Source organism: Synechocystis sp. IPPAS B-1465 (genome assembly GCF_003015225.1).
Classification (GTDB): Bacteria; Cyanobacteriota; Cyanobacteriia; order Cyanobacteriales; family Microcystaceae; genus Synechocystis.
Map to the genome: position 1 here is coordinate 1,715,725 of NZ_CP028094.1, position 11,621 is coordinate 1,727,345.

The 11,621-nt window shown below is 45.4% G+C and carries 16 protein-coding genes and 1 tRNA gene; 5 read left to right on the forward strand and 12 right to left on the reverse strand.

Going from position 1 to position 11,621, the window contains the following annotated elements; translation table 11 throughout:
- Positions 1-24: 24 nt before the first annotated feature.
- The 7 genes from C7I86_RS08130 to tsf all read right to left on the reverse strand — a co-directional run bounded on the left by C7I86_RS08130 (position 25) and on the right by tsf (position 5,099).
- Positions 25-1,386 carry a GTP-binding protein gene (locus C7I86_RS08130; protein WP_106907930.1) on the reverse strand — a complete coding sequence of 454 codons (1,362 nt, stop codon included), beginning with the start codon at positions 1,384-1,386 and terminating at the stop codon, positions 25-27.
- Positions 1,387-1,402: 16 nt separating this feature from the next.
- Positions 1,403-1,882 (reverse strand): DUF29 domain-containing protein, encoded by a 480-nt coding sequence (locus C7I86_RS08135; RefSeq protein WP_010872766.1) that lies wholly within the window; start codon positions 1,880-1,882, stop codon positions 1,403-1,405.
- Positions 1,883-1,912: 30 nt separating this feature from the next.
- Positions 1,913-2,356, reverse strand: a complete 444-nt coding sequence (locus C7I86_RS08140) for a DUF29 domain-containing protein (RefSeq protein WP_010872767.1) — start codon at positions 2,354-2,356, stop codon at positions 1,913-1,915.
- Positions 2,357-2,448: 92 nt separating this feature from the next.
- Positions 2,449-2,634, reverse strand: coding sequence for a photosystem II assembly protein Psb34 (gene psb34 / locus C7I86_RS08145; protein ID WP_010872768.1), 186 nt, complete (start codon positions 2,632-2,634; stop codon positions 2,449-2,451).
- A 102-nt stretch (positions 2,635-2,736) separates the two neighbouring features.
- A complete protein-coding gene (locus C7I86_RS08150; protein WP_010872769.1) occupies positions 2,737-3,669 on the reverse strand; it encodes a cation diffusion facilitator family transporter in 933 nt (310 codons plus the stop codon).
- A gap of 63 nt (positions 3,670-3,732) precedes the next feature.
- Positions 3,733-4,218, reverse strand: a complete 486-nt coding sequence (locus C7I86_RS08155) for an NAD(P)H-quinone oxidoreductase subunit N (RefSeq protein WP_010872770.1) — start codon at positions 4,216-4,218, stop codon at positions 3,733-3,735.
- 224 nt (positions 4,219-4,442) lie between these two features.
- Positions 4,443-5,099, reverse strand: coding sequence for a translation elongation factor Ts (gene tsf, locus C7I86_RS08165; RefSeq protein WP_010872771.1), 657 nt, complete (start codon positions 5,097-5,099; stop codon positions 4,443-4,445).
- On the opposite strand from tsf, the gene C7I86_RS18745 reads away from it, so the two are divergent.
- On the forward strand, positions 5,098-5,256 hold the full coding sequence (locus C7I86_RS18745; RefSeq protein WP_158299077.1) for a hypothetical protein: 159 nt from the start codon (positions 5,098-5,100) through the stop codon (positions 5,254-5,256). The two genes, tsf and C7I86_RS18745, sit on opposite strands and share 2 nt — an antisense overlap.
- On the opposite strand, the gene rpsB is transcribed toward C7I86_RS18745, so the two are convergent.
- Together rpsB and C7I86_RS08175 are read right to left on the reverse strand one after the other, a co-directional pair.
- Entirely contained in the window at positions 5,253-6,062 is an 810-nt protein-coding gene (gene rpsB / locus C7I86_RS08170; protein WP_010872772.1) for a 30S ribosomal protein S2, read from the reverse strand. The two genes, C7I86_RS18745 and rpsB, sit on opposite strands and share 4 nt — an antisense overlap.
- 224 nt (positions 6,063-6,286) lie before the next feature.
- A tRNA-Ile gene (locus tag C7I86_RS08175) sits at positions 6,287-6,359 on the reverse strand.
- Between the two features lie 185 nt (positions 6,360-6,544).
- Here C7I86_RS08175 and cax point away from each other — a divergent pair.
- Positions 6,545-7,663: a calcium/proton exchanger gene (cax, locus tag C7I86_RS08180; RefSeq protein ID WP_010872773.1), complete on the forward strand. Its 1,119-nt coding sequence runs from the start codon at positions 6,545-6,547 to the stop codon at positions 7,661-7,663.
- A 26-nt stretch (positions 7,664-7,689) separates the two neighbouring features.
- Here the strand turns inward: cax and dcd are convergent, their stop codons facing one another.
- The 3 genes from dcd to C7I86_RS19135 all read right to left on the reverse strand — a co-directional run bounded on the left by dcd (position 7,690) and on the right by C7I86_RS19135 (position 9,371).
- Positions 7,690-8,271, reverse strand: coding sequence for a dCTP deaminase (gene dcd / locus C7I86_RS08185; protein ID WP_010872774.1), 582 nt, complete (start codon positions 8,269-8,271; stop codon positions 7,690-7,692).
- A gap of 252 nt (positions 8,272-8,523) precedes the next feature.
- Positions 8,524-9,111 carry a transposase gene (locus tag C7I86_RS08190; protein WP_308417040.1) on the reverse strand — a complete coding sequence of 196 codons (588 nt, stop codon included), beginning with the start codon at positions 9,109-9,111 and terminating at the stop codon, positions 8,524-8,526.
- Positions 9,012-9,371, reverse strand: a complete 360-nt coding sequence (locus C7I86_RS19135; RefSeq protein WP_010871315.1) for an IS630 transposase-related protein — start codon at positions 9,369-9,371, stop codon at positions 9,012-9,014. The genes C7I86_RS08190 and C7I86_RS19135 overlap by 100 nt, the downstream gene beginning before the upstream one ends.
- 418 nt (positions 9,372-9,789) lie before the next feature.
- Between C7I86_RS19135 and C7I86_RS08195 the strand changes: the two genes are divergently transcribed.
- From C7I86_RS08195 to C7I86_RS08205, 3 genes are read left to right on the forward strand one after another with little or no spacing between them, the layout of a single operon-like run.
- Positions 9,790-10,392, forward strand: a complete 603-nt coding sequence (locus C7I86_RS08195; protein ID WP_010872775.1) for a VWA domain-containing protein — start codon at positions 9,790-9,792, stop codon at positions 10,390-10,392.
- 16 nt (positions 10,393-10,408) lie between these two features.
- Positions 10,409-10,834 carry a salt stress protein, Slr1339 family gene (locus C7I86_RS08200; protein WP_223211370.1) on the forward strand — a complete coding sequence of 142 codons (426 nt, stop codon included), beginning with the start codon at positions 10,409-10,411 and terminating at the stop codon, positions 10,832-10,834.
- Between the two features lie 28 nt (positions 10,835-10,862).
- Complete coding sequence (locus C7I86_RS08205) at positions 10,863-11,399, forward strand: GNAT family N-acetyltransferase (RefSeq protein ID WP_010872777.1); 537 nt, start codon at positions 10,863-10,865, stop codon at positions 11,397-11,399.
- The last annotated feature ends 222 nt before the right edge of the window (positions 11,400-11,621 follow it).

The following is an 11,621-nucleotide window of genomic DNA, read 5'->3' on the forward strand; positions in this document are numbered from 1 at the left end:
TTTCCCCGCGCTGCTTAATCCGAACTACCCTTCGCCGCCTACATCATCTAAACGCCTAAGCATACTGTCTGGGGGGGCATCATTTTTTATTTTGGCGATCGCCGTACTGGTGCCGGCATTGCCCCAACTAGCTCCCTGGGCTAGATAAATTTTTGCCCCTTCCCCAACAATATAGGTGCTGTGGGCGGCCACTCCCCCCTGGAGTAAGGCTCCCCCGGCATAGGCCGCTAGATTACCTGGGTTTTCAACAAGGCTGGCGGTTTTTTGTAAGCCTAAAAATAAAGCTGATACCCATTGACTCAATAAAATACCACCCGCACCGATCAGTACTTTTTTCCAGATGCGCCCTGCTTCGTAGCTCGTGATGGGCAGGCCATAGATTCGGGCTAGATTCCGAATTAACAATAGGTCGGTGATCACACTGGCGGCTAAATCCAATAAACCAATGGGATTCACGGCGATCGCCAGGGCTTTATAGCGCATATATTTACTAATGAGTTGGTCAGCTTCAGCAGTGCGGATTTCAATGGTTTTAGTGGCAATATTCTTTTCGGCTTGTTCCACCTGGCGCAGAGCATTAAGGGCCAGCAGTTGACTGCCATCCTGGTTCAGAATAGTGAAAATTTTCTGGCGTAGTTGATCCAGTTTGGGGGCTGGTTTTTCCCATCGCTCTTCTAGGGCCGGGCTAGGCCGAGAACCCTTAGGGGAGTTGCCATATTCCACCCGCACCATTATGGGGGGAGGTTCAGCGGCCACTAACACAATGTCCTCGGCGGAAAAAATGGGGCTATCTTCCCCGTCAGGAGTGAGGGACTGTAGCTGAGCAAAAATTTGTTGTTGATCCTGCTCCGGATATAGATCGATTTTATTAAAAACTAGCAATAGAGGTTTTTGGGCCTGGCGCAATGTCTGGAGGGCAGTAAATTCCGTTTGGGTAATGTCCCCCGCAATAACAAATAAAATCAGATCTGCCTGGTGAGCTACGGTTTGGGCCATGGCGGCTCGGGCACCCCCGGCAATTTCATCTAGCCCTGGCGTGTCAATCAAATCAATTTGAATTTTGTCGTTACTGCACCACCGTACCGATTGAGGCCACTGGGTTACGCCATGGAGCGGTCCTGTTTCCAGGCGTTTTTCCCCCAACAAGGCATTAATCACGGTGGATTTACCCCGACTGACTAAGCCAAAGGCCGCAATTTTAAATACCCGTTGCTCCAGTTTGGCTAAGGCTTGGTGCATGGCTTGAATGTCCTGGCGCACCGCCCCCTGCAATTCCAGATTGGGGGGATAGTTCCAATGGCGACGCTGGCTCGCATACCAATTTAACGATTGTTGGATGCTGGCGATCGCCGTAGAGAGGGCCGGATCAGGGGCAGGGGAATTCATTCAGCTAGGCAACAGATTAATCGGGGAAAAACTCAGCATTGAGAATTTCCGCCAGGGAAAAGGGACAATCCAGGGGGAAAACTGATAGCGATAAAAACGTTTCCCTCACCGCATCCCTGCGGGCTATCTGATAACAACCGGGAAAATTATCAACCAAAAATGGTTTCAGACTAGGGCTATCCCCGGTGATGAGGCCTAACTGACGACGTTGTTCGTTAATGGTCGCTGTCCAACTGTTAGAGCGTTTTTCCGGTTGATACCGCCATTCGAGCAAATGAATCATCAAAACAATTAGTCTATTTTTAACTTCCCGTTTATCGCTGCGACCCATGGACTCTATTTCTTCAATTAAATTGTCTAAATCTAAGGATTGTAAATCGCCTTGTTTGAGTTGACGCACAGTTTCCTCAATCCAAAGATTGAAATCGGTGTCGTACAAAGTTGGGATTATCGCTTTGACCATTGTTGCGGGTTGGGTCGAAGAGGGGGTATTCATGGAGCCAGGGAAATTTGCCAGAAAAATTAATTAATCGGGAAAGAATTCTGCATCAAGCATTTCCGCCAGGGAAAAGGGACAATCCACCGGAAAGTTTGAGAGGGGTAAATTGGTTTCGTTGGCTGCGCCCTTTCTCCCTTTAAGATAACAATCGGCAAATATGGTTTGCACATAGGGATTCAAGCTGGGGCTATCGGCCAGAATTAAATTAAGCTGATCCCTTTGCTCATCGATGGTGTTTTTCCAGCTACCAGTGCGCTTCTGGGGTTGATATTTCCATTTGAGCAGGTGCAGGAAAAGTACCTTCAAGCGACTATAAACTTCCCGTTTATCACTGCGGCCCATGGACTCTATTTCTTCAATTAAATTCTCTAAGTCTAAGGATTGCAAATCACCTTGTTTGAGTTGACGCACAGTTTGCTCAATCCAAAGATTGAAATCGGTGTCGTACAAAGTTGTAGTTTTTTGCCCCATGCCACTTTCCCCCTTTCCTTAATTCTAGAAGTTGACTGGCCATCGCAACTAGGGAGTGACGATGGCGATACCTTCTTAATCTACGGACAAAATTAGGTGCTAGCCCCGGAAGCTACCACAGCCACCGCAATCAGCCCCGCCACCAGCACAACGGTAATGGCCGCCATAATCAAATAATTTCGTTTGTCGGCTTTACTGGGAGCATCGGCCGCATAGATCTTGGGTTCAACGGCAAAATTATTCAGCCGTCCATCATCGTCTTTAGTATAGTTGTTCATATTTTTTAAAGTTCTCCTGTTGTCGTAAATGACAAAAAAGTTTGTTATGCTACCCGGAGCCGGAATCTGCCGGAGCCAAGTTTTTGCATGATACCCCAAAACCTAATTGGGCTTATCCCGGTTTAAAGGGGCAGAGGGGGGAAACTCGTCAGGATGTTGCCAAGATTTAGGGTCTTCCAGGGGCTCCAAATGGGTGGTTACCCTAGAGCCAGTAATCCGTTCGGCGATCGCCGTTTCGATGGCTTCACAGAGGTCATGGCCCCGTTGCACAGTCCAATGTCCAGGCACTAGGACATGGAAGGAAATAAAAGACTGGGAGCCGGCCTGCCTGGTTTGCAATAGATGAAAACGTACTCCTTGGTCTTCGTAGGGCAAAAAACAGCTAGTGATGGCCTGGAGTTGGGCCGGGGGCAGCGATTGGTCCATCAAGCTGGAGATGGTTTCCCGCAATAAATGGGTTCCTGTCCAGAGCACGTTGAATCCTACCCCAAGGGCTATCAAGGGATCTAGCCATTCCCAACCAGTGACAAAAATTAAAGCTACCGCCACCACCACCCCCACCGAAGTCCAGACATCGGTCATTAGATGCTGAGAATCGGCCCGCAAGGCAATGGAATTTAATCTTTTCCCCGCCCGCCAAAGAATCCAAGCCACTGTTCCGTTTAAGGCCGTAGCGGCGATCGCCAAGGCAATGCCCAAAGCATTTTGATCTAAGGGTCGGGGACTCAGTAAACGTTCTACAGCGCTGTAACCGATGCCAAGGGCCGCAACAAAAATGAAGGCCCCTTCTAATCCACTAGAAAAGTATTCCGCCTTGCTATGGCCAAAGGGATGTTCAGAATCCGCCGGGGTAGCCGCTAAGGACAGAGCCCAAAAAGCAACGATCGCCGAAGCTAGGTTCACAGTGGATTCCAACGCATCGGACAACAGACCCACAGAACCGGTAATGGCATAGGCCCCCAATTTCAATCCCATGGTGGCCAGGGCCGCACCAATGGAAAGAACCGCATAGGGACGGGCAAGACGGGCGGTCATGGGGGTTAAAAATGAAGGTTAAAAGATTTTATTCAGCAAATCAAAGCTGTTGCACAGGAAAAACTAGGCCGCCTGCAAGCAATCCAGTAAAGGTTGCCAGCGGAAAACCCGATCGCCGCCCATTTCCAACACCACTTTCAGTTTGGGCACTCTTTTGGTGAGACTAATTAAGTCTTGAATTTCGGTTTGGGAGAGAATATAACCTTCCAAAATCCACAACACCAAACCTTTACTTTGGGCCGGTAAATTTTCCAACTGATAACCGGCGATCGGCTGGGCAAAATAAATCGGTCCCACCGCTCCTTCTTGGGCAATGTTTTTCTTACCTAAATGGGCCGGACGTACTCCATGGACTTGCATCAAATAGGCTTCCACGTCCCCCAAACCCCTTGCCGAAAGGGATATACTGGCGTAGCCGTTGGCCCGTAGGCGTCTTTGGTAACGACCTTCATAACCACCTTCTAGGGGGGCATACACTGCCAAAGCCCCGTCGTTTTCTAGAGCGCGGATAAATCCTTTTCCGTTAGCAATTAATGGCAATGGCAACATAGCAATGATGGCGATAATTATAAGTTATGGAAGCCTAGGACAGACTAAGTTACCCACGATTTTGACACACTCTCTGGGCAAAGCAAAGATGGGCTGCCAAGATTTTCTGGGGTTTATCCCAAAAGCAAAAACCCAAATCTTCCCTGGCCTGTGGCGGTGGAAATCTGGGTTCAAAAGGTTCTTAGATTTAGCTAATAAGTAGTGCGGTAATCAAGCCTGAGTTACTAGCCCTTAGCGGCGGCGGCCACTTCTTCCGCAAAGTTGGTTTCTGCTTTTTCGATGCCTTCACCAAGGTTAAAGCGGATAAAGCGACGAACTTGGATGTTTTCCCCCAATTCGGCGATCGCCTGTTTAACCAACTCTTCAATGGTGAGATTTTGGTCTTTGATGTAGGGCTGGTCTAGCAAAGATAGCTCCTTGAGGCGTTTATCAATGCGCCCTTGGACAATCTTTTCTTTGATATTGGCGGGCTTTTTGCCCAGGTCGTCGCGCCCCATTTCAATTTCCTTCTCTTTAGCCACCATTTCCTGGGGAATGTCGGCTACGCTAACGTACTCCACATTGGGACAAGCGGCAATCTGCATGGCCACATCGTTAACCAAATCTTTAAAGCGATCACCCCGGGCGACAAAATCAGTTTCGCAGTTAACTTCCACCAACACGCCAATGCGGCCACCAAAGTGGATGTAGCTATGGACCAAACCTTCGGCCGCGGTACGGCCAGATTTTTTATCAGCGGAGGCAATGCCCTTCTGCCGGAGCCATTCAATGGATTTTTCTAAATCACCCTCATTTTCCTTTAGGGCTTTTTTACAGTCCATCATGCCTGCGCCGGTTTTTTCACGCAGTTCCTTCACGAGTTGAGCGGTAATTTCTGCCATGGTTATCGTTCCTAATCAGTTTTTCTATGATTGCACGGTAATTATTGGGCTAAGGGAAAAAAGTGATGGTCAACACCAGCTATATTTTCCCCTAGTACTGGGACTGGGTTTGCCCTGCCCCATCGGTGAGAAAAAGGAAAAAAGGGACAAAATCTAAGCTTCTGGAGTGGCTGCAACTTCTGCTTCGGCCGCTTCTTCCACTTCCTCAGCGGCTTCTACTTCTAGATTATCTCCATCCAAACCTTCGTCAAACTCTTCGTAGTCATCGCTGACATCCGGTTGACCATGGCGACCTTCATAGATTGCATCGGCCAGTTTGCCCACAATCAATTTGATCGAACGGATGGCGTCATCGTTAGCGGGGATAGGCACATCGACCACATCTGGGTCACAGTTGGTATCCAACATGGCAATGATGGGAATACCGAGCTTTTGGCATTCATGAATGGCGTTATGTTCCCGCCGTTGGTCCACGATTACCACCACGTCGGGGAGCTTGCGCATATTTTTAATACCGCCCAGGTATTTTTGTAATTTGCCCAATTCCCGCCGGAGCATGGAGCCTTCTTTTTTACCCCGACGGTCAATGCCGCCACTGGCTTCTAGGGCTTCCAATTCCTTCAGGCGATCAACCCGTTTGCGGATGGTTTCCCAGTTGGTGAGCATTCCCCCCAACCACCGTTGATTGACGTAGTGAGCTCCACAGCGTTGGGCTTCCTGGGAAATGATGCCAGCGGCTTGGCGCTTAGTGCCGACAAATAAGAACTTTTTACCGTTGATGGTGGAAGAGCGGACATACTCATAGGCATCTTCCATCAGTTGGGCGGTTTGCACCAGGTCAATAATATGAACACCATTGCGGGCGGTGTAGATATATTGATCCATGCGGGGGTTCCAGCGGCGGGTTTGGTGGCCGAAGTGAACACCAGACTCTAGCAAATCTGCGAGAGAAACTACGGGCATGTTAAATTTTCTCCTATTCGGGTTTATCCTTCATCCAAGGGAATTTCCGCCTGTGGCAGAAACACCCGAAAGCTTGGATGTGCGAATTTTTGACAACCTTTCCAGTTTAGCAGGCGATCGCCCCGATTACCCACGCTTACCACTGGGAAATAAACTCTGTTGCCTTTAATCCAAATCGACGACAATCTTCAGTCAGAACAACCAAAAATTTGATTCGTTTTAAGTCCAGGGTACAGGAGTTGAACCTGTCTAGGGCGAATTATGAGTTCGCTGCCTCAACCGCTCGGCCAACCCTGGTAATTGGTTTGTGGGAAAGCGCCCAGGGATATATTCTAAACCACTGCCTACCACCCAGGAGAGTGATCAATAATTTCCCCTAGGAGGGATTGTTTAATCTTGGCAAATTGAGATAATTTTGAAATTTCCTGGGGCATAATAAATCGAACTATCCAAAAAACCGCTTCAATGGCGATCGCCAGGTTATGTCCACCAAAAGTAAGATTTTTCTTGTCCTGTTAGTTTTTTGTCCCCTCTCCTTTGCCGCCCACTGGTTGGGTTGGGGGGAAACGACGGTGTTCATTTTGGCTGGTTTGGCCATTGTGCCCCTAGCAGCCTTCATGGGCACGGCCACGGAGGAAATCGCCGTGGTAATCGGTCCTAATGCGGGGGGCCTGCTCAATGCCACCTTCGGCAACGCCACAGAACTAATTTTGGCCTATATCGCCCTAAAAGAAGGGTTAATCGAGGTGGTCAAAGCCACCCTGACAGGATCAATTATTGGTAACTTACTGCTAGTAATGGGTTTTGCCGTCTTCCTGGGGGGATTGCGCTATAAGGAACAAAATTTCCAACCCCTCGCCGCTCGCTTGAATGCATCCACCATGAATTTGGGGGTAGTGGCGATTCTGTTACCCACAGCCTTGCAATACACCTCCACGGGGGTGGAGGAAACGGTTTTACAAAATCTCTCTGTGGCCGTGGCCGTGGTGTTAATCGGTGTCTACCTCCTCTCCTTGGTGTTTTCCATGGGAACCCATGCCTATCTGTACGATGTGGGCGTGGCCGAGAATATGGAGATGCCCGAACTCGGCGAAGATGTATCAGAACCGGAACCTCCTACGGAAGAAGAAAAACCCAATCTTTGGCTTTGGACGGGAGTTTTATTGGTAGTCACCCTAGGGGTAGCGGTGGAATCGGAATTGCTGGTGGGTTCCTTAGAGGTGGCCACGGAATCCCTGGGATTAACTGCCCTGTTCACCGGGGTAATCGTCCTACCCATTATCGGTAACGCTGCCGAGCACGCCACCGCCGTCACTGTGGCCATGAAAGATAAAATGGATCTCTCCATGTCTGTGGTGATGGGGTCGAGCCTGCAAATTGCCTTCTTTGTGGCCCCAGTCTTGGTCATCGTCGGCTGGGCGATCGGTCAGCCCATGGATTTAAACTTCAATCCATTCGAGTTGGTAGCGGTATTGGTGGCAGTTTTGATTGTCAACTCTATCAGTAGTGATGGCACTTCCAATTGGTTAGAGGGCATCCTGTTGCTTGCTACCTATGCCATTGTGGCCCTGGCCTTTTTCTTTCATCCCACCCTGGTCTAGTAGTTGATGAGTGATCTCTTCCAACTCTAAACCCGGGGTAGTGTAACTGATTGGGGCTGATTTTGATATTTGCCCCTTCTGGTTTCATAGCTAATATCGCAGTCTTCCCCTTCAAAAAAGAGTAACTGTACGATGCCTTCGTTGGCGTAGATACGGCAATCAGCACTGGAGGAATTGGAAAATTCTAGGGTGAGGTGACCACACCACCCCGCTTCCCCCGGAGTTAAGTTGGCAATAATACCAGCCCTGGCGTAAGTACTTTTACCAATACAAAGTACGGTTACATTAGCAGGGATGGCCAATCTTTCCACTGCAACTCCCAGGCCGTAGGAGTGGGCTGGCAAAATAAAATAACTGCCACTGTCATCCCTGTGCAGTTGGGTAGCTTCCAAATTGTGGGGGTTAAAGTTTTTGGGATCAACTACAGTGCCCGGAATATGGCGAAAAATGCGAAAATCCGCCGCAGAAAGCCTAATATCATAACCAAAACTGCTCAGACCAAAGGAAATAGCCGGTTGTCCCTCTATTTGCCGCATTAACTTGGGTTCAAAAGGCTCAATCATGCCTTGGGCAGCTTGAGCACGGATCCAAATATCATTCTTAATCATGGGCAAAGTTCAGGGAAATAAAGCGGCAATCATTATAGCTGCATCAATGGCGATCGCCGACGGGAATAATTTGAGCTAGTCTTGAATTGATCTGATCAATGAAATGATTAATCAGGAGAAAAACTGAAAATGTTTGTTATCACCGACGAATTTTGGCTTCATCAAATAAATTTTAATACTATGATTTGTGAATAAATTTATGGAACAGTAAATATCAACGATTATATAGTAGTTTCAAATAAAGCTGAGACGCTAAACGCCACAGTAAGAACGGATAATTTCATCAAGAGACGTGTCAATAGGAGCGTACATTCTAGCTCGTTTCAAGGCACTAAAGTCATGCTCAATATCATTTAAATCAGGAGAATATTTCGGCAAAAAAAGAACTTCATGACCTGCTTCTTTAGCCAATTCTTTAATGGCAGTTTTACGATGAATAGGAGCATTATCCATTATTAATATTGATGGAATGTCGAGGGAGGGTAGCAAATATAATTTTAACCATCCTTCAAAGCCTTCTGCATTCAAACTCCCGGTAAAAACCATCGGCGCAATCAAATCTTTTTTTCCTTTTCTTCTCCCTGCTACTAGATTTTCTCTGACTCCCCTTTTTCCTTGTCTATCTCCATAAACTTTTTTTCCTTTTTTTGACCAGGCATAAATACAAGCCTGGATTGCTTCGAATCCAGATTCATCTATGTAAACTATAGCTTGACTACCATAGAGCTTAATTAGTTCTCTTAACATTCTATAGTACTTAACTCGTTCCTCCCGGTTTCTTTCTCGATAACGTAGTTCTTTTTTTTTCTGTTTATTTTCATTTTCTTTAATGCGTAATATACGGCACTCGGCCTCACTCCAAATTTCTTGGCTCTGTCTATCAATCTTGCATCGGGATTTTCTTCTACGTCTTTTTTTAGAGCTTCCCAGTCTAATTTCCTATGGCGACGCTCTACTTTTGTTGGGCTTAAATCTACTCTATTTAACCATCTGTATATCGAGGCTTTTCCTATTTTATATATCTTGGAAGCCTCAGTTATTTTTCCTCCAGCTTCTATATAAGCTACTACCCTTTGCCTTAAATCTAAACTGTAAGCCATTGTTTAAACCTGTTCATTTTGTACACTCCATAATTTTACATTAAATTCTCTCATCGTTAATTGAAATGACTATATTTTTAAAATTTCTAGAAACTTAGCTATAAAGTCTTAATTTATCGCCTCTAGCTAAATTGTTTAAAAATAATATAAGTAGGCGTAGTCAGAACTACAATTTGGAGAAATTTTAACTGATTATGTTATTTCATTATTATCTAAATCTGTCCCGGTCGAAATTGAGAATCTTTTAACTGTTCTAGGCGGAAATTTCCAGCTCTAGCGATGGGTGAGCGTGAGGCAGGGAACTGCGATAACCTAAAATTTGACTAAATTAACCCCTGAAGAATCAGAATTATCTCACTGACAGGCCTAAAAAATTTCCTATAATTGACAACAAGCTCATTTTACAAGCAGGTTCAGCATGTCAAACCAACGGGATTACACGCTCATTATTGATAAAAGCGGTAGCATGTCCATCATTGAGCCAAAATTCCAAAAAAGCCGATGGGAGCTAGTTCAAGAATCAACCCTCGCCCTTGCCAGAAAATGTGACCAGCTAGATGCTAACGGAATCACAGTGTACACTTTCTCCGGCAAATTCCGCCGTTATGACAACGTTAACGCATCTAAAGTGGAGCAAATTTTTCAAGAAAATGAACCAGTGGGTGGTACTAATCTCACCGCTGTGTTACAAGATGCGCTCAATAATTTTTTACAACGAAAAAAATCTAATCAGGCTCCAACAGGAGAAACTATTTTAGTCATTACGGATGGAGAACCCAATGACCGTAGATCCGTTTTTGAAATCATTATCCAAGCCAGTAAGTGTCTAGATGCGGATGAAGAATTAGCTATTTCATTCATGCAAATTGGGAATGATCCCAGTGCCACCAAGTTTCTCCAGGCCCTTGATGATCAATTAATGGAAGTAGGAGCCAAGTTTGATATTGTTGATACGGTAACCTTTGATGAAATGGAAGACCTAACTTTAACTGAAGTTTTATTAAATGCTATTGAGGATTGAAACCAGATATTTTATTATGAATAACTCCGATTCCATTGACTCTATACTGGCTGACCTCCGCCAAAAATATATTGAAGAGCCAGAAACGCTATCTAGTAATCCAGCTATAGCTTCTACTTCAAATAAGGAGCAAAAACATCCAACTTTAGATATTATTTTAAATGAATTAAAGCAAGGTTTTAAGGTTAATTATTTTTCCGAAAAAACGCCTAAAATTCAAGCTACATTTAAACAAACATCCGAATCTTTAAACCCAGAATTAAAAAAATTAATTGATCACCAAGAGCAACAAAGACAGGCAATTATCGCTCAAAAAGCTCAACAATGGCTAGAGCAACTTGACCCACTGTCTGGTGAGGGAATTTGGTTTGCGGATTTAGCTAAGCATTATCCCTCTACCCTAGCCGCGGCAATTGCTTTATTAAATAACGAATCAACCTAACGTAGTCTTAATTATTAAAATCACAAAAATGATTGACATTGTAAAAGCAGATCTTAATTCAGCTGTCCATGCAGAAGCAATGATTCAATTGATGAATGAATATGCCTGTGATCCCATGGGAGGAGGAGAAGAATTACCCAATTATGTTAAAGCAAATCTGCCAGCAGAACTTGCTAAAAGACCTTCTGCCCACATTATCCTCGCCTTTGTTGATTCTAAACCTGCTGGTCTTTTAGTATGTCTAGAAGGATTTTCTACTTTTGCTTGCAAGCCATTATTAAATATTCATGACGTCATTGTTTCTTTGCCTTATCGTGGCAAAGGTTTATCAAAATTAATGTTGCAAAAAGCAGAAGCCATCGCTTTAGATTTGGGCTGTTGCAAACTCACCTTAGAAGTACTGGAAGGAAATCATGTTGCCCAATCAGCGTACAGATCATTCGGGTTTGGGAATTATGAGCTAGATCCCCAAATGGGAAAAGCATTATTTTGGCAAAAAAAGTTACCGGACATATCTACATTAGATAGTCATGTGTCATCAATAATGATAAAGCAAGATAGCTAGTTTCCTCTATTTAAATTGGCGATCGCCTAGGATTTAGATAACCATAACTAATCGATAGATAATTCCGGTTCCAGCGATAGAATTTCAGAAATTATGGAGATTTCTCAGTGAATCATTGGGTTTAGATTAAAGCAACAGTTAAAGCTGGTTATGGAGTTGCTTCCGGTCAGTCTGGTGATCAACGTTTCCCTGGGGGAACTATTGCTATGCAAAAGCCCTTTT